The organism is Streptococcus oralis subsp. dentisani (assembly GCF_002860905.1).
Lineage (GTDB): Bacteria > Bacillota > Bacilli > Lactobacillales > Streptococcaceae > Streptococcus > Streptococcus oralis_BA.
The window spans coordinates 82,284-105,357 of the sequence record NZ_PKIG01000001.1 but is presented as its reverse complement, the minus strand read 5'-3'; the positions used below and the strand labels follow the sequence as shown (position 1 = coordinate 105,357).

At 40.5% G+C, this 23,074-nt stretch carries 22 protein-coding genes; 21 read left to right on the top strand and 1 reads right to left on the bottom strand.

Annotated features, from left to right (window positions below; translation table 11 throughout):
* Nucleotides 1-3 precede the first annotated feature (3 nt).
* The 10 genes from rpsR (at nucleotide 4) to CYK16_RS00500 (ending at nucleotide 6,520) form a co-directional block, all read left to right on the top strand.
* Nucleotides 4-243, top strand: a complete 240-nt coding sequence (rpsR, locus tag CYK16_RS00545; protein ID WP_000068664.1) for a 30S ribosomal protein S18 — start codon at nucleotides 4-6, stop codon at nucleotides 241-243.
* Between the two features lie 194 nt (nucleotides 244-437).
* Nucleotides 438-947, top strand: coding sequence for a GNAT family N-acetyltransferase (locus CYK16_RS00540; protein WP_060806294.1), 510 nt, complete (start codon nucleotides 438-440; stop codon nucleotides 945-947).
* A gap of 82 nt (nucleotides 948-1,029) precedes the next feature.
* Nucleotides 1,030-2,430 (top strand): bifunctional Cof-type HAD-IIB family hydrolase/peptidylprolyl isomerase, encoded by a 1,401-nt coding sequence (locus CYK16_RS00535; protein ID WP_060806293.1) that lies wholly within the window; start codon nucleotides 1,030-1,032, stop codon nucleotides 2,428-2,430.
* Nucleotide 2,431: 1 nt separating this feature from the next.
* Nucleotides 2,432-2,794, top strand: a complete 363-nt coding sequence (locus tag CYK16_RS00530; RefSeq protein WP_000689589.1) for a S1 RNA-binding domain-containing protein — start codon at nucleotides 2,432-2,434, stop codon at nucleotides 2,792-2,794.
* A gap of 52 nt (nucleotides 2,795-2,846) precedes the next feature.
* Entirely contained in the window at nucleotides 2,847-3,596 is a 750-nt protein-coding gene (locus CYK16_RS00525) for a tRNA1(Val) (adenine(37)-N6)-methyltransferase (protein ID WP_060806292.1), read from the top strand.
* The gene (locus tag CYK16_RS00520) at nucleotides 3,586-3,873 is read left to right on the top strand and encodes a GIY-YIG nuclease family protein (protein WP_000349614.1); all 288 of its coding nucleotides are present in this window, start codon (nucleotides 3,586-3,588) and stop codon (nucleotides 3,871-3,873) included. The genes CYK16_RS00525 and CYK16_RS00520 overlap by 11 nt, the downstream gene beginning before the upstream one ends.
* An 82-nt stretch (nucleotides 3,874-3,955) precedes the next feature.
* A complete protein-coding gene (locus CYK16_RS00515; RefSeq protein ID WP_060806291.1) occupies nucleotides 3,956-4,891 on the top strand; it encodes a manganese-dependent inorganic pyrophosphatase in 936 nt (311 codons plus the stop codon).
* 196 nt (nucleotides 4,892-5,087) lie between these two features.
* Nucleotides 5,088-5,594, top strand: coding sequence for a YiiX/YebB-like N1pC/P60 family cysteine hydrolase (locus tag CYK16_RS00510; protein ID WP_060806290.1), 507 nt, complete (start codon nucleotides 5,088-5,090; stop codon nucleotides 5,592-5,594).
* Nucleotides 5,578-6,228 carry a DUF1803 domain-containing protein gene (locus CYK16_RS00505; protein WP_060806289.1) on the top strand — a complete coding sequence of 217 codons (651 nt, stop codon included), beginning with the start codon at nucleotides 5,578-5,580 and terminating at the stop codon, nucleotides 6,226-6,228. Before CYK16_RS00510 ends, CYK16_RS00505 begins: the two co-directional genes overlap by 17 nt.
* A 100-nt stretch (nucleotides 6,229-6,328) precedes the next feature.
* Nucleotides 6,329-6,520, top strand: coding sequence for a CsbD family protein (locus CYK16_RS00500; RefSeq protein ID WP_023943256.1), 192 nt, complete (start codon nucleotides 6,329-6,331; stop codon nucleotides 6,518-6,520).
* Between the two features lie 47 nt (nucleotides 6,521-6,567).
* Here CYK16_RS00500 and CYK16_RS00495 read toward each other — a convergent pair whose 3' ends face one another.
* Nucleotides 6,568-8,013 (bottom strand): UDP-N-acetylmuramoyl-L-alanyl-D-glutamate--L-lysine ligase, encoded by a 1,446-nt coding sequence (locus tag CYK16_RS00495; protein ID WP_060806288.1) that lies wholly within the window; start codon nucleotides 8,011-8,013, stop codon nucleotides 6,568-6,570.
* A 106-nt stretch (nucleotides 8,014-8,119) separates the two neighbouring features.
* Between CYK16_RS00495 and CYK16_RS00490 the strand changes: the two genes are divergently transcribed.
* From CYK16_RS00490 to CYK16_RS00435, 11 genes are all read left to right on the top strand, one after another.
* Nucleotides 8,120-9,742 (top strand): putative polysaccharide biosynthesis protein, encoded by a 1,623-nt coding sequence (locus CYK16_RS00490; RefSeq protein WP_060806287.1) that lies wholly within the window; start codon nucleotides 8,120-8,122, stop codon nucleotides 9,740-9,742.
* A 207-nt stretch (nucleotides 9,743-9,949) separates the two neighbouring features.
* Complete coding sequence (locus CYK16_RS00485; RefSeq protein ID WP_060806286.1) at nucleotides 9,950-11,908, top strand: peptide ABC transporter substrate-binding protein; 1,959 nt, start codon at nucleotides 9,950-9,952, stop codon at nucleotides 11,906-11,908.
* Nucleotides 11,909-12,221: 313 nt separating this feature from the next.
* The gene (locus tag CYK16_RS00480) at nucleotides 12,222-12,677 is read left to right on the top strand and encodes a hypothetical protein (RefSeq protein ID WP_060806285.1); all 456 of its coding nucleotides are present in this window, start codon (nucleotides 12,222-12,224) and stop codon (nucleotides 12,675-12,677) included.
* 165 nt (nucleotides 12,678-12,842) lie between these two features.
* Entirely contained in the window at nucleotides 12,843-13,937 is a 1,095-nt protein-coding gene (locus CYK16_RS00470; protein ID WP_020902227.1) for a cystathionine gamma-synthase, read from the top strand.
* A 7-nt stretch (nucleotides 13,938-13,944) separates the two neighbouring features.
* A complete protein-coding gene (locus tag CYK16_RS00465; RefSeq protein ID WP_060806284.1) occupies nucleotides 13,945-15,111 on the top strand; it encodes a MalY/PatB family protein in 1,167 nt (388 codons plus the stop codon).
* Nucleotides 15,112-15,401: 290 nt separating this feature from the next.
* Nucleotides 15,402-16,544 (top strand): Abi family protein, encoded by a 1,143-nt coding sequence (locus CYK16_RS00460; protein WP_060806283.1) that lies wholly within the window; start codon nucleotides 15,402-15,404, stop codon nucleotides 16,542-16,544.
* Nucleotides 16,545-16,990: 446 nt separating this feature from the next.
* Nucleotides 16,991-20,089 (top strand): DEAD/DEAH box helicase, encoded by a 3,099-nt coding sequence (locus tag CYK16_RS00455; protein ID WP_060806282.1) that lies wholly within the window; start codon nucleotides 16,991-16,993, stop codon nucleotides 20,087-20,089.
* Between the two features lie 47 nt (nucleotides 20,090-20,136).
* Nucleotides 20,137-20,754 (top strand): hypothetical protein, encoded by a 618-nt coding sequence (locus CYK16_RS00450; protein ID WP_060806281.1) that lies wholly within the window; start codon nucleotides 20,137-20,139, stop codon nucleotides 20,752-20,754.
* Nucleotides 20,755-20,764: 10 nt separating this feature from the next.
* On the top strand, nucleotides 20,765-22,099 hold the full coding sequence (gene murC / locus CYK16_RS00445; RefSeq protein WP_033677684.1) for a UDP-N-acetylmuramate--L-alanine ligase: 1,335 nt from the start codon (nucleotides 20,765-20,767) through the stop codon (nucleotides 22,097-22,099).
* 9 nt (nucleotides 22,100-22,108) lie between these two features.
* On the top strand, nucleotides 22,109-22,591 hold the full coding sequence (locus tag CYK16_RS00440) for a GNAT family N-acetyltransferase (protein WP_101776476.1): 483 nt from the start codon (nucleotides 22,109-22,111) through the stop codon (nucleotides 22,589-22,591).
* Nucleotides 22,567-23,061, top strand: a complete 495-nt coding sequence (locus tag CYK16_RS00435; protein WP_101776475.1) for a GNAT family N-acetyltransferase — start codon at nucleotides 22,567-22,569, stop codon at nucleotides 23,059-23,061. The genes CYK16_RS00440 and CYK16_RS00435 overlap by 25 nt, the downstream gene beginning before the upstream one ends.
* Nucleotides 23,062-23,074 lie beyond the last annotated feature (13 nt).

The window sequence follows — 23,074 nt, the reverse complement described above, 5'->3', positions numbered from 1 at the left end:
AACATGGCTCAACAACGTCGTGGCGGATTCAAACGCCGTAAAAAAGTTGATTACATCGCAGCAAACAAAATTGAATATGTTGATTACAAAGATACTGAGCTTCTTAGCCGTTTCGTTTCAGAACGTGGGAAAATCCTTCCTCGTCGTGTAACAGGAACTTCAGCTAAAAACCAACGTAAAGTAACAACAGCTATCAAACGCGCTCGCGTAATGGCTTTGATGCCTTTCGTAAACGAAGATTAAAGAAAAGACCCGGTTGGGTCTTTTTTTCACGAGCCTTGAAATGAGAGAGCGAGTTGGGTCCGGGTGGACCTCTTTTTCACGAGCTTTGAAACAAGAAAGCGAATTGAGACCCGGTTGGGTCTTTTTTCACGAGATAGTTTTTTTCTGACCTTGGCGTGCTATAATGGTAGGAGAAAGCTTTAAAGGAGCAACTTATGAAGACGACATGTTCAATTAGAAAAATGCAAGAATCTGACATTAAAGATCTATCTCGAGGATTTATCAGCCAAGGTTGGCCAAGTAGAGAGGAGATTTTAACTCGATACTTTAAGGAACAGGAAAGTGGGGAGAGAGAAGTCTTAGTTGCAGAGATTGATGGTGCTGTAGCGGGCTACGTTACCATTTTGCCCTCTGCTAAACATGGTCCTTTTGCAGAAGTCTATCCAGAATTATCAGATTTTAATGTGTTTGAGCCTTTTCGAAATCAAGGGATTGGGAATCAACTGCTAGAAGAAGCAGAAAAACGAGTCAAGGTTGTTTCGAGTAAGGTCACTCTTGGTGTAGGTTTGCACTTAGGCTATGGCCCTGCCCAGAGATTGTATATCAGACGGGGCTACATTCCAGATGGGACAGGTGTCTGGTATCGAAATCAACCCTTGGAAATGAATGCTACTATTCAAAATAATGATGATTTAGTTCTGTACTTATCCAAGAAGTTCGAATAAGAGATAGCGAATTTCTTTGAAAATAGGGGATTTAGCTACTTTATGGTATAATGGAAAGAGTTAGATTGAAAGAGGTAGTGAGATGGATGCCAAATTAAGATACAAGGCAAAGAAGATCAAGATTGTCTTTTTTGATATTGATGATACATTGAGGAATTCAAAGACAGGTTTTATTCCAGCTTCAATCCCAACTGTTTTTAAGCAATTACGTGAGAAAGGAATTTTGACAGGTATTGCTTCTGGACGAGGGATTTTTGGTGTCGTGCCAGAGATTCGTGATCTCAATCCTGACTTTTTTGTGACCTTAAATGGAGCTTATATCGAAGATAAAAAAGGTCAGGTCATTTATCAACATCAGATTGAGAAATCAGATGTTGAGGAGTATATCTCTTGGGCTAAGCAAGAGGGAATTGAGTATGGTTTAGTTGGAAGTCATGCTGCCAAACTCTCCGCTCGAACTGAGATGATCAGTGAGGCTATTGATCCAATTTATCCCGATTTGGATGTGGATCCAGATTTCCATGAAAAAGAAGATATCTATCAGATGTGGACTTTTGAAGATAAGGGAGATGACTTGCACTTGCCTGACAGTCTCTCAGATAAACTTCGCATGGTTCGTTGGCATGAGCATTCGTCTGATATTGTGCCGATTTCAGGCTCCAAAGCGACGGGTGTGGAAAAGGTTGTGGAACACCTTGGCTTGAAACCAGAGAACGTCATGGTTTTTGGAGATGGCCTCAACGACTTAGAACTCTTTGATTATGCTGGAATCAGCGTTGCAATGGGAATTTCTCATGATAACATCAAAGAAAAAGCAGATTATATTACAAAAACATTAGAAGAAGATGGCATTTTTGATGCCTTAGAAGGATTTGGTATGGTAGAAAAAGAATTGCATTTCCCACAAGTAGACATTGAAACAGTAGAAGGTCCTCTTGCGACCATTAAGACCAATCACGGAGACTTGCGTATCAAGCTCTTCCCTGAACATGCTCCTAAAACAGTTGCTAACTTTGTTGCTCTTTCAAAAGATGGCTACTATGATGGAGTCATTTTCCATCGTATTATCAAGGACTTTATGATCCAAGGTGGAGACCCAACTGGAACTGGTATGGGTGGCGAGTCAATCTACGGCGAATCATTTGAAGATGAATTCTCAGAAGAACTTTACAATATTCGCGGTGCTCTTTCCATGGCCAATGCTGGTCCAAATACCAACGGCAGCCAGTTCTTTATCGTCCAAAATCAACACTTGCCATACTCTAAGAAAGAAATTGCTCGTGGTGGTTGGCCAGAACCGATCGCAGAAATCTATGCAGAGCAAGGTGGAACTCCTCACCTAGACCGCCGTCACACTGTATTTGGTCAGCTAGCTGATGAAGCTTCTTACGCTGTTTTGGACGCTATTGCTGCTGTTGAGACAGGGGCTATGGACAAGCCAGTTGAAGATGTCGTGATTGAAACAATTGAAATCGAGGACTAAGATGAAAATCGGTGATAAGCTAAAGGGCCGTATTACAGGGATTCAGCCCTACGGTGCCTTTGTTGAGCTAGAAACGGGTGATACGGGGCTGATTCACATTTCAGAGATTCGAACAGGATTTATTGAAAATATTCATGACGCCTTGAAAGTCGATGAAGAAGTTCAAGTTCAAGTAGTGGATTTAGATGAATTTACAGGAAAAGCTAGTCTTTCTATCCGCACTTTAGAGGAGGAAAAGCACCAGTTTCCTAGACGGAGACGCTTTTCAAGCGACCGTTTTAACTACGGCTTTGCGCCTCTTAAACGAATGATGCCAATTTGGACCAAGGAAGCCCTTCAACATTTGAAGAAGCAGAAGCACTAGTTAGAAATCTCTATCTTTTGTAATGTTAATATAAATTTGCTATAATAGAACCATGGAAGAAGAACAATTATTAAAATCAGGAGAGCGCATTAACCAGCTCTTCTCAACAGATATCAAAATTATTCAAAATAGAGAGGTTTTTAGCTATTCGGTGGATAGTGTTCTCTTGTCACGCTTTCCACGTTTTCCTAAGAAGGGCTTGATAGTGGATTTCTGCGCTGGTAATGGAGCAGTGGGACTTTTTGCTAGCACTCGTACTCAAGCGCAGATATTGGCTGTTGAGATTCAGGAGCGTTTGGCGGATATGGCTGAACGCTCTGTCCGTTTGAATGGTTTGGAAGAGCAGATGCAGGTCATCTGTGATGATTTGAAAAATATGCCTGCTCACATTCAGGGGAGTAAGGTGGATATGATTTTGTGTAATCCGCCCTATTTCAAGGTGGATCCTCATTCAAACCTGAACGAGAGCGAACATTATCTCTTGGCGCGCCATGAAATCACGACCAATTTGCAGGAAATCTGTCGTAGTGCCCAGAGTATTCTCAAATCTAATGGGCGTTTGGCCATGGTTCATCGTCCTGATCGACTTCTGGATATTTTAGATACGTTACAACGGCATAATCTAGCGCCTAAGCGCCTGCAATTTGTCTATCCAAAAAAGGAAAAGGAAGCTAATATGCTTTTGATTGAGGCTATCAAGGATGGCTCGACAAGCGGCTTTAAGGTTTTACCACCTCTCATTGTTCACAATGATGATGGCTCTTATACGCCTGAACTTGAAGAGATTTATTATGGATCATAAGGCTTATATGTATGTGCTGGAGTGCCGTGACGGATCCTACTATACAGGCTATACGACTGATGTGAGAAGACGCCTCGCTGTTCACAATAGTGGGAAGGGAGCCAAATACACACGAGCACGCTTGCCAGTCAAACTTATCTATGCTCAAGGTTTTGCCAGTAAGGAAGAAGCCATGTCAGCTGAAGCACTTCTCAAGCGTAAGAAGAGGTCACAGAAGGAAGAATTTTTATCTGAAAATCAAGATAGAAATTTACTCAGTTATTTTGAAGAATCGTGAGGAGTCCTTTGACTCCTCTTACTTTTGTCAAAAAGCGAAAAAAATGCTACAATAAAGAGAATAAACAAAATGAGGTATTATCATGTCTAAGATTCTAGTATTTGGTCACCAAAATCCAGACTCAGATGCCATCGGGTCATCTGTAGCCTTTGCCTACCTTGCAAAAGAAGCTTATGGTTTGGATACGGAAGCTGTTGCTCTTGGAACTCCAAATGAAGAAACAGCCTTTGTCTTGAACTATTTTGGTGTGGAAGCACCGCGTGTTATCACTTCTGCTAAAGCAGAAGGCGCAGAGCAAGTTATCCTGACTGACCACAATGAATTCCAACAATCTGTATCAGATATCGCTGAAGTAGAAGTTTATGGTGTTGTGGACCATCACCGTGTGGCTAACTTTGAAACTGCAAGCCCACTCTACATGCGTTTGGAGCCAGTTGGATCAGCGTCTTCAATCGTTTACCGTATGTTCAAAGAACATGGTGTAGCTGTGCCTAAAGAGCTTGCTGGTTTGATGCTTTCAGGTTTGATTTCAGATACTCTTCTTTTGAAATCACCAACAACACACCCAACAGATAAAGTCATTGCTCCTGAATTGGCTGAATTAGCTGGTGTAAACTTGGAAGAATATGGTTTGGCTATGTTGAAAGCTGGTACCAACTTGGCTAGCAAATCTGCTGACGAATTGATTGACATCGATGCTAAGACTTTTGAATTGAACGGAAATAATGTCCGTGTTGCCCAAGTAAACACAGTGGACATCGCTGAAGTATTGGAACGCCAAGCAGAAATTGAAGCTGCAATGCAAGCTGCTAACACAGCAAATGGCTACTCTGACTTTGTCTTGATGATTACAGATATCGTCAACTCAAACTCAGAAATCCTAGCACTTGGTGCTAATATGGGCAAGGTTGAAGCAGCCTTCAACTTCAAACTTGAAAATAACCATGCCTTCCTTGCTGGTGCCGTTTCACGTAAGAAACAAGTGGTACCTCAATTGACTGAAAGCTTTAATGCTTAAGATTTTGAGTGTTAATTCAAATTAGGAAAGGCTAGTTTGAATTATATCGAAAGGAGTTTCGGCTCCTTTTTTTCTAGGAGTGAAGCATGTTAGAAACTGGCGATTTGATACTCAATGAAAATCAAAGAGCAAACTAGGAAGCTAGCCGCAAGCTGTACTTGAGTACGGTAAGGCGACGCTGACGTGGTTTGAAGAGATTTTCGAAGAGTATGATTTTGTGAGAGATGAGTCAGATACGGGACAGGCCATCCAGACTTCCACAGGCAACTATAACCATGTTGCCATTTATTTGGATGGGATGATTTACCACGCTAGTGGACAGGATGGTGTTATCTGTCAGGAACCAGCAGACTTCTTTGAGTCCAATCATTTGTACGACCTCTATGTCTACCCAGAAATAGATATTCGGTTAGTGAAGGAAAAAGCTTGCAAACATCTAGGAGCACCCTACAATGCTTCTTTCTATCCAGATGGACATGGTTTTTACTGTTCCCAGTATATAGCAGAAATCCTACCGATTTTTGAAACCATTCCCATGAAATTTGGGGATGGGAAGCAGGACATTAGTGATTTTTGGAGAGAGTATTACAGAGAACTAGATCTGCCTGTTCCTCTGAACCAAACTGGGACCAATCCCAGTCAGTTGGCAGCATCGCCTCTGTTAGAATGTAAAGAAAGGAATCTTCATGATTCAGATTTTTAATCCATCTCGTTTGACGAGACAGCCATTTTTTGGAGAATTGATCCGCTATCTGGACCAGCATGATGATGTGATTCTACGGGAAATTAAGGCCAAGTTTCCAGATGTAGCAGTTGATAAACTCATGGAAGAGTATATAAAGGCTGGATTGATTCTACGGGAAAATAAGCGCTATTACCTCAATCTTCCTATGCTTGAGTCCCTTGATAGTCTCGAACTGGATCAAGAGATTTTTGTCAGTGAAGATAGTTCGGCCTATCAAGCCTTGTTGGAGCAGAGTTTTGAGACGGAGTTGCGCAATCAAACTAATGCAGCTATTTTAGTTGAAATGACGGACTTTGCGCGAACTAAAATGACTCTTTCCAATTATTTCTACAAGGTCAAACATCAGTATCCTTTGACAGAAAAACAGCAGGAGCTCTATGACATTTTGGGAGATGTCAATCCTGAGTATGCTCTCAAGTATATGACGACTTTTTTGTTGAAATTTCTCAAAAAAGACCAGCTTATGCAGAAACGCCGTGATATCTTTGTGGACAGTTTAGTTGTCCTAGGTTATATTATCCAAAATGAAGATGGAAAGTATGAGTTGGCTGTCGATTTTGATAAGGACAGATTAACTTTCTACTTGGCATGATTTCTTGTTTCTGAGCACATTGTTTGACTTTCCTTAGTATTCGGTATAAACTATATGTAACCGGTAACACATATCGGAATAAACTAAAGGAGACAATCATATGTCACTTGAAAACAAATTGGAACAAGCAACAGGCGCTATCAAAGAAGGATTTGGTAAGGTTACTGAGGATAGCAAGACTGAAGCAGAAGGCGCTGTTGAAAAGACAGTTGCTAAGGCAAAAGAAGTAGTTGAAGATGCTAAAGGTGCTGTAGAAGGTGCCGTTGAAGGTTTGAAAAACGCTTTTAAATAAAGATAGAAAAAATCAAGGGTTTCGTTTCCCTTGATTTTTTTACTATCTTATAAATAATTTTCTGCGACAGCTGCATCTCCTGGATAGGCTTCTTTTTTTCCTTGGACGATTTGGTAGCAATCGGCTCCCTTACCAGCAATAATAACTGCATCTAATTCTTGATTTGTGATAGCCATAGCTGCCTTGATGGCTTCTTGGCGATCCGCAATTTTTTCAACAGGATGATTGATGTAGCTACTAATTTCATCTGCAATGGCCATTGGGTCTTCATAGTTGGGGTCATCAGCAGTCAGAAAGACTTGAATCTCAGGATGTTGATTGAGGAGGAGGCCAAAGTCCTTACGACGGCTTTCTCCCTTGTTTCCTGTCGAACCCAGAACCAGAGCAATTTTTCCAGTTTGATGAGTCTCTACAACCTTGATTAGTTTTTTGAGACTGTCCCCATTGTGGGCGTAGTCGATGAAGACCTTGGCTCCATTTTTCTGAGTGAGGACTTCCATACGGCCAGGAACGCGGGTTGCAGCAATTCCTTTTTTGATGTCCTCAAGACTAGCTCCGAGACGGAGACAAGCAAGTCCAGCAGCAACAGCATTTTCTTGGTTGAAGTGGCCAATGAGTTGAATATCATAGTCTCCAACTAACTTTCCACTAGCTGAAAAGCTAAAGGCTTTGGAATTCTCGATTTGGTTATCAGACTGGCTACCGTAGAAATCATGTTCTTGATCTGCCACTTGTTCTTTCAAGACAGAAAAGTGATCCATGTCACTATTAATGATGACTGCTCGGCTATTTTCCATCAAGAGACGTTTGTGGTAGAAGTAGTCTTCAAAGCTAGGGTGTTCAATAGGGCCGATATGGTCGGGGCTGATATTGAGGAAAACTCCCACATCAAAGGTTAGGCCATAGACACGTTTAACCAGATAGGCTTGACTGGAGACTTCCATGATGAGGTGGGTACGGTCATTTTGCACAGCTTGATGCATCATATCAAAGAGGTCAATACTCTCAGGGGTTGTCAACGCTGATTTAAAGAAAGTTTTGCCATCTAGAGTTGTGTTCATGGTCGACAACATTGCAGGGCGATGCCCTTGAGATAAGATGTTATAGGCGAAATAGGCTGCTGTTGTTTTACCCTTAGTACCAGTAAAGGCAAGGAGTTTGAGTTTTTCCTGTGGATTTCCATAAAATTCCATAGCAATCAAACTCATAGCTTTCTTGATATCACTGACGATAATGGCAGGAATACCAACTTCATAGTCCTTTTCAGCCACATACCAACCGAGTCCTTGAGAGATTGCTGAAAGAAGAAATTCCTTCTTAAAGGCAGCACCCTTGACGAAAAAGAGGCTCTTTTCTTTAGCCTTACGACTGTCATAGCAGATGGTGTCAAAGCTGACATCGCTGTAGTTGTAGTGATAGTGTCCTTGGTCGATAATCTCACGGAAGAGACCATCTTTCTTTAAAATATCTAATACGGTTTCAATCTTAATCATACTTTCTATTGTAAACCGAAAGTCGCAAATTTACAAGTAACAAGGAAAAGTTTATAATGGAAGATAAGGAACTTTTTCCTAGTTATCAAAATTGAATGAGGAATCTATGTCGCACGAAAACAATCACCAGCAGGCCCAGATGTTACGGGGGACTGCTTGGTTAACGGCTAGTAACTTTATCAGTCGCCTGCTTGGGGCTATTTACATTATCCCTTGGTACATCTGGATGGGGTCTTATGCGGCTACGGCCAATGGTCTCTTTACCATGGGTTATAATATCTATGCCTGGTTCTTGCTGGTTTCAACAGCAGGGATTCCAGTTGCGGTGGCCAAGCAAGTTGCCAAGTATAATACCATGCGAGAAGAGGAGCATAGCTTTGCCCTGATTCGGAGCTTTCTAGGATTTATGACAGGACTAGGTTTGGTTTTTGCTTTAATCTTGTATGTTTTTGCTCCTTGGCTAGCAGACTTATCTGGCGTGGGCAAAGATTTGATCCCAATCATGCAAAGCTTGGCTTGGGGAGTCTTGATTTTCCCGTCTATGAGTGTTATCCGAGGATTTTTCCAAGGGATGAATAACCTCAAACCTTATGCCATGAGTCAAATCGCTGAGCAGGTCATTCGTGTTATCTGGATGCTCTTAGCAACCTTTATCATTATGAAACTTGGTTCAGGAGATTACCTAGCAGCCGTTACCCAATCGACCTTTGCGGCCTTTGTCGGTATGGTAGCCAGTTTTGCAGTTTTGGTCTATTTCCTTGCTCAAGAAGGGTTACTCAAAAGAGTCTTTGAAACGAGGGATAAGATTAATAGCAAGAGTCTCTTGATCGATACCATTAAGGAAGCCATTCCTTTTATCCTGACTGGGTCTGCTATCCAGCTGTTTCAGATTCTGGACCAGATGACCTTTATCAATAGTATGAGTTGGTTTACTAATTATAGTAATGAAGACTTGGTTGTCATGTTTTCTTATTTCTCAGCCAATCCTAATAAAATCACGATGATTTTGATTTCTGTAGGGGTTTCAATTGGGGGTGTCGGTTTGCCACTTTTGACTGAAAACTATGTCAAGGGGGACTTGAAGGCAGCTTCTCGTCTTGTTCAGGACAGCATTACCATGCTTTTCGTATTCCTGATACCAGCAACAGTTGGAGTGGTCATGGTAGGGGAACCTCTTTATACAGTCTTCTATGGCAAGCCAGATAGTTTGGCCATGGGCTTGTTTGTCTTTGCAGTTTTGCAGTCTACTATTTTAGGCTTGTACATGGTCTTGTCTCCAATGCTTCAGGCCATGTTCCGCAACCGCAAGGCAGTTCTCTATTTTATCTATGGTTCCATTGCCAAGCTGGTCTTGCAAATACCTACCATCGCCCTCTTCCACAGTTACGGACCCTTGATTTCCACTACAATCGGCCTCGTTATTCCTAATGTCTTGATGTATCGGGACATTTGTCAAGTAACTGGTGTTAAGCGCAAGGTGATTTTGAAGCGAACCATTTTAATCAGTTTGTTGACCTTTGTTATGTTCATCGGTGTCGGTGCCATCCAGTGGATTTTAGGATTTGTATTCCAACCAAGTGGACGTTTGTGGAGCTTCCTTTATGTATCCCTTGTCGGTGCCATGGGTGGAGGAGTATACGGGGTCATGAGTCTCCGTACCCGTTTGTTGGATAAGGTGATTGGAAAAGCCCAAGCAGATCGCCTGCGAGTAAAATTAAAAATTTCTTAGAAAAATAATTTATAAATAAAATGAATAAGTTGAGTTTTTTAAAAACCAAAACACTCTCTTATTCATTTTTTATTGTTAGAATTGGATATAAAATGTAAAACAGAGAATAAATAACGAAAGTAATTGAATTTTATGTCAAAAAACACTTGACTAAAAAGTAGTTAGCCTGTATAATAAAACAAATATTTAAATCAGGAGGTTCTGGAGATGAAAAAGTCTAAGGCCAAGTATGCAACGCTTGCAGGTGTCGTGTTAAGTGCAGGTATTTTGTTAAGTGCCTGTGGAAATTCCAGCACAGGGTCAAAAACATATAACTATGTTTATACTAGTGATCCGTCTAGTTTGAATTATCTAGCAGAAAACAGGGCAACAACCAATGATATCGTGGTTAATTTGGTAGATGGGCTCATGGAAAATGACCAGTATGGGAATTATATCCCATCTTTGGCAGAGGATTGGAGTGTATCCAAGGATGGCTTGACCTATACCTACAAACTGCGTAAAGATGCTAAATGGTATACTGCAGATGGAGATGAATATGCTCCTGTAACTGCCCAAGATTTTGTAACTGGTTTGAAATATGCAGCAGATAAAAAATCCGAAGCCTTATACTTGGTGCAAGAATCCGTTGCTGGTTTAGATGACTATATCAACGGGAAAACAAGCGACTTTTCAACTGTCGGAGTCAAGGCTCTTGACGACCAAACGGTTCAATATACCTTGACACGACCAGAATCTTACTGGAACTCAAAAACAACTTCAACCATTCTCTTCCCAGTCAATGCGGATTTCTTGAAATCAAAAGGTGATGATTTTGGGAAGGTAGACCCATCTAGTATTTTGTACAATGGACCTTTCTTGATGAAATCCTTTGTTTCAAAATCTGTCATTGAATTCAAGAAAAATCCGAACTACTGGGATGCTAAAAATGTCTTTGTAGATGATGTGAAATTGGCTTATTATGATGGTAGTGACCAAGATGCACTAGCTCGTAACTTTGTTGAGGGAGCTTATAGTTATGCTCGCCTTTATCCAAATAGTGCAAGCTTTGAAGGTATTAAAGAAAAGAATAAGGACAATATCATCTATAGCTTGCAAGATGCCACTTCTTATTTCTTAAACTTTAACCTAGATAGAAAATCTTATAAATTCACTTCCAAGACAAGTGATGCTGAAAAGAAATCGACTCAGGAAGCGGTTCTTAATAAAAACTTCCGTCAAGCCATTAACTTTGCCTATGACCGGACAGCTTACGGGGCTCAATCTCAAGGAGAGGATGGTGCAACCAAGATTTTGCGTAACCTAGTCGTTCCACCAAACTTCGTAAGTATCAATGGCAAAGACTTTGGTGAAGTAGTTGCGTCTAAAATGGTTAACTACGGTAAGGAATGGCAAGGAATCAACTTTGCTGATGCCCAAGATCCATACTACAATGCTGAAAAAGCCAAGGCTAAATTTGCAGAGGCTAAGAAAGAACTCCAAGCTAAAGGAGTTCAATTCCCTATCCACTTAGATAAAACTGTAGATTTGACAAATAAGGCAGAAATTCAAGGAATCAATTCCATGAAGCAATCAATAGAATCTGTCTTAGGTGCAGATAATGTTGTGATTGATGTTCATCAACTTTCTACAGAGGACTATGAAAGTTCAGGTTATCTTGCTCAAACTGCAGCTCAGAAGGATTATGATCTTTACAACGGTGGTTGGAGTCCAGACTATCAAGATCCTTCAACCTATCTTGACGTCTTTAACGTTAATTCTGGTGGTTTGATGCAAAATCTAGGTATAGAGCCTGGTGAAGCCAATGATAAAGCCAAGGCTGTTGGACTGGATGTCTACACTCAAATGTTGGAAGAAGCTAATAAGGAGCAAGATCCAGCTAAACGTTATGAAAAATATGCAGATGCCCAAGCTTGGTTAGTAGATAGCTCTCTAGCAATTCCAAATGTTTCACTAGGCGGAACACCAACATTGAGAAAAATTGTTCCTTTCTCAACACCATATTCATTGGCTGGTAATAAAGGGGTTGAATCATATAAATACCTCAAATTACAAGATAAGACAGTCACAAAAGACGAATATGAAAAAGCCAAAGAAAAATGGCTGAAAGAAAAAGAAGAATCCAATAAAAAAGCCCAAGAAGAATTGGCAAAACATGTGAAATAAGGATTTTTCAAGAAAAACGATGGTTTCGAAAGAAGCTGTCGTTTTTATATAGAATGATGGCAAATTTTGAAGAAAAATCTTGCAATTTTTTATTTGTTTGTTGGTTTTATGATATAATGAATATAATAAAAGGTTATGGAAAACTAGGTTCGAAATCTCCCCAATGTTGATTGAAGTATGCACATGCTAGGGTGATTTTATAGGAGGGATGCCATCTACTGTAAAAGTAAGGTAAAATGCAACAAATGATAAGTTCTTCTTTATGTGAAGAGTTCTTATTTGCCTATTTACTAATCGTTATGGAGGTAACATCATGGGCGCTATTATGGAGTTTGCAACAGAAAAACAGATTGCATCATTTCTATCAACTTGTCACATTGAAGGGCAAAGGAATTTTCTGATGGCCTTCAAGAAAAAGACATGGCTGAAATCCTTTATTGATTTCTTCGTTATAGGAGGAGCTTACTATGTTCAGTCGAATGTGAAGCCTAAGATTCTGGCATTCACACCTAAGGGAATCTACTTGATGGACGTCAGTGATGTAACTGAAAATCGTTTTAATCAAGTCCTTGAGATGCCTTGGAATCAGGTTAAAGATTTTGCTTATAAGCCAGTCTTGAATACAGTTAGGCTGAACTGGAACTATCAAAATAAAGCCTATATGTTTTCCGTGGATGTCGGTCAGCTTAGTCAGCGTGTGGGTCAGTATCAATTTAACAAAGAGCATTATGACTATTTAGCCCAACAGGATTTCTTTCGGTCTAAGTAAACCCTAGCAAGGATTTTCACAAAAGAATCTGGAATATTTTCTGGATTCTTTTTTAACTTTATTCGATAAGTGTATAGCTTGAAACTATAACTAGCTCTTGAAAAGAAGAAAATGAGTTGATGAAAATAAGTGGTACAATAGTTACTATAGATTTGGAGGTATTGTATGAGCAAGGAATTACACATCAACACAATTTTGGCCCAGGCGGGTATCAAGTCAGACGAAGCGACAGGAGCTTTGGTGACACCGCTTCATTTTTCAACGACTTATCAGCATCCAGAGTTTGGTAAATCTACTGGATTTGACTATACGCGTACTAAAAATCCGACTCGTAGCAAGGCGGAGGAAGTCTTGGCGGCTATTGAGTCAGCAGACTATGCCCTAGCTACTAGCTCAGGGATGTCAGCTATTGTCTTGGCTTTTAGCGTCTTTCCAGTAGGAAGTAAGGTTTTGGCTGTCCGTGACCTTTACGGTGGTTCTTTCCGCTGGTTCAACCAAGTGGAGCAGGAAGGTCGTTTCCATTTTACCTATGCCAATACAGAAGAAGAGTTGATTGCCGAGTTAGAGAAGGATGTGGATGTTCTCTATATTGAAACACCAACCAATCCTTTGATGTTGGAATTTGATATTGAAAAACTAGCAAAATTGGCTCATGCTAAGGGTGCCAAAGTGGTGGTAGACAATACCTTCTACAGCCCTATCTACCAACGTCCGATTGAAGATGGAGCAGACATCGTCCTTCATTCAGCAACCAAGTATCTAGCAGGGCATAATGATGTCTTGGCTGGAGTGGTTGTGACCAATAGTTTAGAACTATACGAGAAACTCTTCTATAATCTCAATACGACAGGGGCAGTCTTGTCGCCGTTTGATAGCTACCAGTTGATTCGTGGTCTCAAGACCTTGTCTCTTCGTATGGAGCGCTCAACAGCCAATGCCCAAGAAGTGGTTGCCTTTTTGAAGGATTCTCCAGCAGTCAAGGAAGTTCTCTACACTGGTCGTGGGGGCATGATTTCCTTTAAAGTAGCGGATGAAACACGCATTCCACATATCTTGAATAGTCTCAAGGTCTTCTCTTTTGCGGAAAGTTTGGGTGGAGTGGAAAGTCTCATTACCTATCCAACGACGCAAACCCACGCTGATATTCCAGCAGAAGTGCGACATTCTTATGGTTTGACAGATGACCTCTTGCGTTTGTCAATTGGGATTGAGGATGCTAGAGATTTGATTGCGGATTTGCGCCAAGCCTTGGAAGGATAAGACAAAGATGGGGAAATATGATTTTACAAGCCTGCCCAATCGTCTAGGGCACCATACCTACAAATGGAAAGAGGCGGAAACGGATAGTGAAGTCCTACCAGCTTGGATAGCGGATATGGACTTTGTTGTTTTGCCTGAAATCCGCCAAGCCGTGCAAACTTACGCAGACCAACTGGTTTATGGCTATACCTATGCCAGTGAAGAGTTGATTAAGGAAGTTCAAAAGTGGGAAGCCATACAACACAGCTATCACTTTGACAAAGAGGCCCTTGTCTTTATCGAGGGTGTGGTACCAGCTATTTCAACAGCTATTCAAGCCTTTACAAAAGAAGGCGAGGCAGTTCTGATTAATACACCTGTTTACCCACCTTTTGCTCGCAGTGTCAAGTTGAACAACCGCAGATTGATCACCAATTCTTTAGTGGAAAAGGATGGCCTGTTTGAGATTGACTTTGTCCAACTGGAGAAGGATTTGGTAGAAGAGGATGTCAAACTCTATATCCTCTGCAACCCTCATAATCCTGGTGGACGTGTGTGGGAAAAGGAAGTGTTGGAGAAGATTGGCCAACTCTGCCAAAAACATGGTGTTTTCTTGATTTCAGATGAGATTCACCAAGATTTGGCCCTCTTTGGTCACAAGCATCATTCCTTCAATACCATCAACCCTGACTTTAAAGAATTTGCCGTCGTCTTGACTAGTGCCACTAAAACCTTTAACATCGCTGGGACAAAAAATTCCTATGCCGTCATTGAAAATCCTAAGCTGAGAGTGGCTTACCAGAAACGCCAGTTGGCTAATAATCAGCATGAAATTTCAGGTTTGGGTTATTTGGCGACAGAAGCTGCCTATCGCTATGGGAAGGATTGGCTAGAGGAACTCAAGCAAGTCTTTGAAGAACATATCAATTATGTGGTCGATTTATTTGGAAAAGAGACTAAAATCAAGGTCATGAAGCCGCAAGGAACCTACTTGATTTGGCTTGATTTTTCAGCTTATGACCTGACTGATGAAAAATTACAAGAGCTTTTGAGAAATGAAGCCAAGGTTATCCTCAACCGTGGTTTGGATTTTGGAGAGGAAGGAAGTCTCCATGCCCGTCTCAATGTAGCTATGCCTAAATCCCTACTACAAGAAGTTTGTCAGCGGATTGTGACGACTTTTGCCAAACTTTAAAAATCGTTTTTATTATTTTTTAAATATTTTTAAAAAATATTTTCACTTATAAAACACAATAGATAGAGGTCTTGAAGACCTCTATCTATATCTTGTGTTCTTGTGTCTAAAAATAGCACTATATATGGAGTTTTTTGGTTAAAAAAGATTGGAGCTACTACATTTGGTGGTATGGAAAGGGGGTTTACAAAAAATAGGGATTAGGCTATAATAATTGTACAAGAACTCCCAAGGCTCCCTTTGATTAATCAATCAAATAGTTTTGTGAGGCTTTTTTTTTAGGGTGAATGATGAATACAACTGATGAAAAGATTAAGGTAAAAAATATTTCTGTCAAATATTATGCACTAGCCCCTGATAAAAACTCTTCAATGAAAGAATTTCTTGAATTTGATAAGTTGAAGAAGAAGCTTGCTAGACCAGTAAAGAAAACAGGTGCTAAAGTAATAATTAATGAGTCTGATGAGGCTTTCGCTAAACAGTTCCTTTTTCAGACAAATTATTATGATTTTTCAATATACAGAAAGTGTTTACCGAAACGAGAAGATACTACTTTTTCTTTTCAAGACTGTATTGAACTTTATGAATTCAATTCATTTTTGAGAGAAAATTTGATGAAATTTACTGGTAAAATAGAATTGTTAATCAAATCTTCTATTATCCATATTTTATGTAGTAATTATGAAGGGAATTTACAAAAAGGCGAGTGCTATTTAGATAAATCAATTTATAAAAATGAAAATGATTATCAGGAATTTATTGAAAGAATTGGAATGAGATTATTTGAATTAAAAGCTAAATCTCTTCCAATAAGTCACCATGTGAGTAATAAAGATTGTAAGTTTCCTTTTTGGGTTGTTGTACCTGAGCTGACTTTTGGAGAAACAACTAAAATAATTGAGCAGTTGAATGATAAATTTTATAGTTTATGGGTTGAAGAGTTGTTTCTTAGTAATGATTATTATAAAAATGATGCTAACATGCAGGACCATATTATATCTGCAAGTAAAAGTTGGATTTCTGCCACATGGTTTATTAGGAATGTTTGTGCACATTATGGCAGATTATACGCACGTAACTTTAATGTGGGTGTTCCAAGATTCTATACACCAGTTTTGCGGAAGATAAAAATGTATGGGAAGAAAAAAGGAGATAATAAAGACTTATTTGCCTATATGTTGGCAATAAAACAAATTCTTATTTGTCATAATTCAAGCATTCATGATGAGTGGGATACCTTTATTAACGAAATTGAAAGAAAATTTATGACTAGCAGTATCATAGAAAAAACTAGAATTGGTTTTCCGGAATGCTGGAAGGATTGTTTAATAATTAAAAATGTGAATTTAAGCCAAATTGATGAAAGTAAAATTCATAATGGCGTTCTTAATAAACTGTTATTGTTTTTGAAAAAATTTTATATAAAGTTCTGAAAGTACTTAATAAAAATATGAATGAATTATATAGTAATTTCCACAAAAATACCATAATTGGTAAATTCAGCTAAAATCAGATATTTTTAAATAGTAAAATTGTTGATTGCATGCTATTTTAATTGATATAAAAACATTGAGTTAGAACTCAAAATCCAGTGTCCGCAAGGACGTGCCGGTTCGACCCCGGCCGCCGGTATAGTATAGAGGGTAACTTCTAAAACTAACTTCCAGTTTCCCACAACCCTAGCTTTTAGTATGAGAAAAATGCGTGAAATCAGTGGAAATCCGTCTTAGACTAACTTCTAGTTTTGGGAGAGAGATGGAAGTTACTTTGAGAAGTTACGACTTTAAAAATCCAGCCTTCTAGGAGAAAAGTCTTCCTAGAAGGCTATTTTCATAGGTGAAAATATGGTATAATAAAAAGATAAGGTAAAGGTGAAAATATGGCTAAATTGATTCCGGGGAAAGTCCGTATCGAAGGCGTTGCCCTTTATGAAACTGGTAAGGTTGACATCATCAAGGAAAAGAACAATCGGCTCTACGCTCGCGTTGCAGAAGAAGAACTGCGCTATAGTTTAGAGGATGATTTGGTTTTTTGTGCCTGTGATTTTTTCCAAAAGAGGGGCTACTGTGTGCATTTGGCGGCGCTGGAATATTTTCTAAAAAATGATGAGCGTGGTCAGAAAATCTTGCAGAGTCTGGAAGAAGGTCATGAAGAAAAAGAGGCCGTTGAAACCAAGGTGACCTTGGGCGGCAAATTTTTGGAACGAATGATGCCTCAAAAATCAGACCGAGCTTATGAATTATCAGCTGTTGGTCAGGTGGAAGCAGGAACCAATCATATCTTGTGGACATTGAGAATCGGGCAAATTAATAGCCAAAAATACTATGTCATTCGGGATATTCCACTCTTTTTAAGGATTGTCGAGCAGAGAAAGTCTTATATGATTGGCAAAACTTATGAGGAGTCTCTATCTTTGGAATCCTTTGATGAGGCTAGTCAAGAACTTTTGACTTTCTTGCGGGGACTAGTGGAGGAAGGACAGGCTCCAGACCTCTTTTTCCAAAACCAAGGTCGGCACCTCTTTTTTCCTCTGACTTTTTTTGAGCAGGGTGTGAATTTACTGATGACCTTGCCCCATTTTCAATTTGACCATCAAGTGGATAGCTACCAGACCTTACTTTTTCAGGATTTGCATGCTGATGCTAATCTATTTGCCTTTACAGTAACAGAATACTCGGACTATTTTGAAATGGAAATCAGTGAGAGTCCTAGGGTCAATGTCTTTTATCAGGGAGCTGTGCTTTTCCATAAAGGACAGGTTTATTTTCAAACAGATCAGCAGATGCGTCTTCTCAAGGAAATCAAAGCGCTGCCTGTGGATCAACATGGGAAAAAACACCTGCAATTTGATAGCAGTGACCGAGATAAGTTGGCTTCTTGTCTGACTCTTTTTGGCCAGATGGGGACTGTTTCAGCTCCAGAACGCTTACAAATCAAAACGTTTTCGCCATCGTTTTACTTTGACAGGGAAGAGGATAATCGGATTCGTCTAGAAATCCAGTTTGATTATGGGGATAGACAGGTATCTAGCCGACAAGAGCTAGAAGAATTGCCATTTTCGAGTGATGCTGACTTAGAAGAAAGAGTTTTCCAAGTCTGTTTGGCAGCTGGTTTTGAAGCAGATTTTCAATCTCGGCGTCAGGCTTTAAAAGCAGAGTCTGTCTATCATTTCTTTCACGAAATCATTCCAATCTTTGAAAAACTCGGGCAGGTTGACCTATCAGACAAGTTAGCAGAACTTTATAGTCTAGCAAGTCCTCAAGTGCAGATTGCTTCCAAGGGAGGTCTCTTGGAAATCCAGTTTGATTTTCAAGATATTGCCCAAGAGGAAATTGACCAAGCTATGCAGGCCTTGGTTGCCAATCAAGATTTTTACATTGATTCGTCCAATCAAGTCTACTTTTTCGATGAAGAAACCAAGAAAATTCGCCAAAATCTACAGGAACTGGGGCAGTTTGAATTAAAAGATGGCTCCTTGCAGGCTCGGAAATCTTTGGCTTATAGTTTAGCTCATCTCTTTGAAGGGCGAGATCGTGTTTCTTTTTCACAAGAATTCCAGAATCTGGCTCATGATTTGACGCATCCAGAGGACTTTCCTCGACAAGCAACTCAGGTTCAGGCTGATTTGCGAGATTATCAGGAAAAGGGAATCGGCTGGCTACAAATGCTCCATCATTATGGTTTTGGTGGGATTTTGGCTGATGATATGGGATTGGGTAAAACCCTTCAGACTATTGCTTTTTTGACCAGTCAAGTGACAAAAGAAAGTCGGGTTTTGATTTTAGCTCCGTCAGGTTTGATCTACAACTGGGCAGATGAATTTCAAAAATTTGCCCCACAGTTGGATGTGGCTGTTGTGCATGGTCTGAAAACTAGTCGTGAAGAGATTCTTGCTGAGAGCCATCAAATCTATGTGACGAGCTATGCTACCTTCCGTCAGGACAGTGAGCTTTATCAGGGGATGGCCTTTGACTTCCTTTTCTTAGATGAGGCTCAGGTAATGAAGAACGCCCAAACCAAGATTGCTCAGACCTTGAGACAATTTGTGGTGCCGTCAGTTTTTGCCCTGTCAGGGACACCGATTGAAAATCATCTGGGTGAGTTGTGGTCTATTTTCCAAATCGTCATGCCAGGACTTTTGCCAAGCAAGAAAGAATTTATGAAATTGCCAGCAGAGCGAGTGGCTCAGTTCATCAAGCCTTTTGTTATGAGGCGCAAGAAAGAAGAAGTGCTGACTGAATTACCAGACTTAATCGAAGTGGTTTATAAGAATGAACTGGAAGACCAGCAAAAGGCTATTTACCTAGCCCAGTTGCAACAGATGAGAGATAGATTGGCTCAAGTGTCAGATCAGGAATTTCAGCGAAGTCGGGTGGAAATCTTATCTGGTCTGATGCGCTTGCGTCAAATCTGTGACACTCCTGCCCTCTTTATGGAAGATTATCAGGGAGCCAGTGGCAAACTGGATAGTCTCCGAGACCTGCTGGTCCAGGTGGCAGACGGCGGACACCGTGTCTTGATTTTCTCTCAGTTCAAGGGAATGTTGGAGAAAATTGAACAAGAATTGCCAGACTTGGGCATGACTTCCTTTAAAATTACGGGTTCAACCCCAGCTAAGGAAAGACAAGACATGACCAAGGCCTTTAACCAAGGGGAAAGAGATGCCTTTCTGATTTCCCTCAAGGCTGGTGGTGTCGGTCTGAACCTGACAGGTGCTGATACGGTTATCTTGGTTGACCTTTGGTGGAATCCTGCGGTGGAGGCGCAAGCCATTGGCCGTGCCCATCGGATGGGACAGGAAGAAACGGTTGAGGTCTATCGCTTGGTGACCAAGGGAACCATTGAAGAAAAAATTCAGGAACTCCAAGAACAGAAGAAACATCTAGTGTCACAAGTATTGGATGGCACAGAGTCACGTGGCAGTCTCAGCCTAGCAGAAATTAGAGAAATTTTGGGAATTTCTGAAGCCAGCACTTGAAAAATCAAGACAATACGCTATAATGAAGTGTTGAAAGGAAATAGAAAATGAAACAAGAACGATTTCCATTGGTGTCAGATGACGAGGTCATGCTGACTGAAATGCCAGTCATGAACTTGTACGATGAGTCTGATCTGATCAGTAATATCAAGGGTGAGTATCGAGATAAAAATTATTTAGGATGGGCTCCTATTACTGAAGAGGCGCCAGTAAAACCGATTGAAAAGCAAGTCGAGAAACCTAAAAAAGCTCCTTTAGGGGTAAAAAAAGAAGGAAAGAGCTATGCGGAGGTGGCGCGTGAAGAAGCGCGTGCAGACTTGAAAAAGAAACGCTCTGCTAACTATCTAACTCAGGATTTCAGCCGTGCGAGACGTCATTCTAACTCAGGCTTTCTTAGACAGGGCAATCAACCGACAGCGCCTTTCCAAAAGGAAAATCCTGGTGAATTGGTGAAATATAGCCAAAAATTGACCCAGTCTCATTATATCTTGGCGGAAGAAGTTCATTCTATCCCTACCAAGAATGAAGAAGTGTCAGCACCTGCTCCAAAGAAAAACAACTATGATTTTCTAAAGAAGAGCCAAATCTACAATAAAAAAAGTAAACAAACAGAACAAGAACGTCGGGTTGCCCAAGAGTTGAATCTGACCAGAATTACAGAATAGGGGAGAAAACATGCCAAAGACATATCATTTTATCGGAATTAAGGGATCAGGGATGAGTGCCTTGGCCTTGATGTTGCACCAGATGGGGCACAAGGTTCAGGGATCAGATGTTGAAAAGTACTACTTTACCCAACGGGGTCTTGAGCAGGCAGGAATTACTATTCTTCCTTTTGATGAAAAGAATCTAGACGGTGATATGGAAATTATCGCTGGAAATGCCTTTCGTCCAGATAACAACGTCGAAATTGCCTATGCAGACCAAAATGGTATCAGCTACAAACGTTACCATGAATTTCTAGGTAGCTTTATGCGTGACTTTGTTAGCATGGGAGTAGCAGGAGCGCATGGAAAAACTTCAACGACAGGTATGTTGTCTCATGTCTTGTCTCACATTACAGATACTAGCTTCTTGATTGGGGATGGAACAGGTCGTGGTTCGGCCAATGCCAAATATTTTGTCTTTGAATCTGACGAATATGAGCGTCACTTTATGCCTTACCATCCAGAATACTCTATTATCACCAACATTGACTTTGACCATCCAGACTATTTCACAAGTCTAGAGGATGTTTTCAATGCCTTTAACGACTATGCCAAACAAATTACCAAAGGTCTTTTTGTCTATGGTGAAGATGCAGAGTTGCGTAAAATTACGTCTGATGCACCAATTTATTATTATGGTTTTGAAGCAGAAGGTAATGACTTTGTAGCTAGTGAGCTTCTTCGTTCAACAACTGGTTCAACCTTTACCGTTCATTTCCGTGGACAAGAATTGGGTCAATTCCACATCCCAACCTTTGGTCGTCACAATATCATGAATGCGACAGCCGTTATTGGTCTTCTTTACACAGCAGGATTTGATTTGAACTTGGTGCGTGAACACCTGAAAACATTTGCCGGTGTTAAGCGTCGTTTCACTGAGAAAATTGTCAATGATACCGTAATTATCGATGACTTTGCCCACCATCCAACAGAAATCATTGCGACCTTGGATGCGGCTCGTCAGAAATACCCAAGCAAGGAAATTGTTGCAGTCTTCCAACCGCATACCTTTACAAGAACTATTGCCTTGTTGGACGAATTTGCTCACGCTTTGAACCAAGCGGATGCTGTTTACCTAGCGCAAATTTATGGATCTGCTCGTGAAGTGGATCATGGGGATGTTAAGGTAGAAGACCTAGCCCAAAAAATCAACAAAAAACACCAAGTCATTACTGTTGAAAATGTTTCTCCACTCCTTGACCATGACAATGCTGTCTATGTCTTTATGGGAGCAGGAGATATCCAAACCTATGAATATTCGTTTGAACGTCTCTTGTCTAACTTGACAAGCAATGTTCAATAGGATGTTCCCATGGAAATTCCAATTAAGATTATTCAGGCAAATAAGTCTGATTTGGCTGAGATAGAGGCACTTCAGGCATCATCTTTTCCAGCTGACAAGCAGCTGACTTCCCATATTTTAGAAGAAAGTATCCGTAAGTGTGCGGATACCTTTCTTCTAGCTAGGGATGAAAATCAGATTCTGGGCTATGTTCTAGGTGGTCCTTACCCACACAATCCGCAATGTCTAGAAATACATTCTTTGGTCATCAAGGCTGACCATCAGAGACAGGGGTTGGGAACGCTTCTTCTTGCAGCTTTGAAAGAGGTGGCAGTTGAGCTGGAGTACAAGGGGATTCGTTTGGAGAGTCCTGATGAGCTGCTTTCCTATTTTGAAATGAACGGTTTTATTGATGAAGAAACCTCCCTTTATGTAACTAGCCAGGGCTATAGTATGATTTGGTTTAATCCCTTTTATCTGGAGGCACAATGGAAATCAGACAAGCAAAATTAGAAGATTTGGATCGTATCGTTGAGATTGAACTAGAAAATTTCTCGATTGAAGAAGCCATTCCTCACTCTGTTTTTGAGGCGCATTTGAGAGAAATTCAGACCTCGTTTCTGGTTGCGGAAAAAGAAGGTAAGATTATTGGTTATATCGAAGGGCCAGTTGCCCCTCACCGCTATCTACAAGACCAGTCTTTTACAGAAGACATAAAAGACTATAGTCATGAGCCTGGTGGCTATATCTCTGTGACCTGTCTCTCTATTGCCAAGGAGGCACAGGGAATAGGACTAGGTCAGAAATTGCTAACAGCCTTGAAAGAACTGGCTCTTGAAGATGAGAGAGAAGGCATTAACCTAACCTGTCATGACTATCTCATCACCTACTATGAAAAACACGGATTTGTCAACGAAGGCTTATCCCAGTCAACCTTTGCAGGGGAAACTTGGTATGATATGGTCTGGGAAGCTAAAAAATAGGCAAGACAAGGCA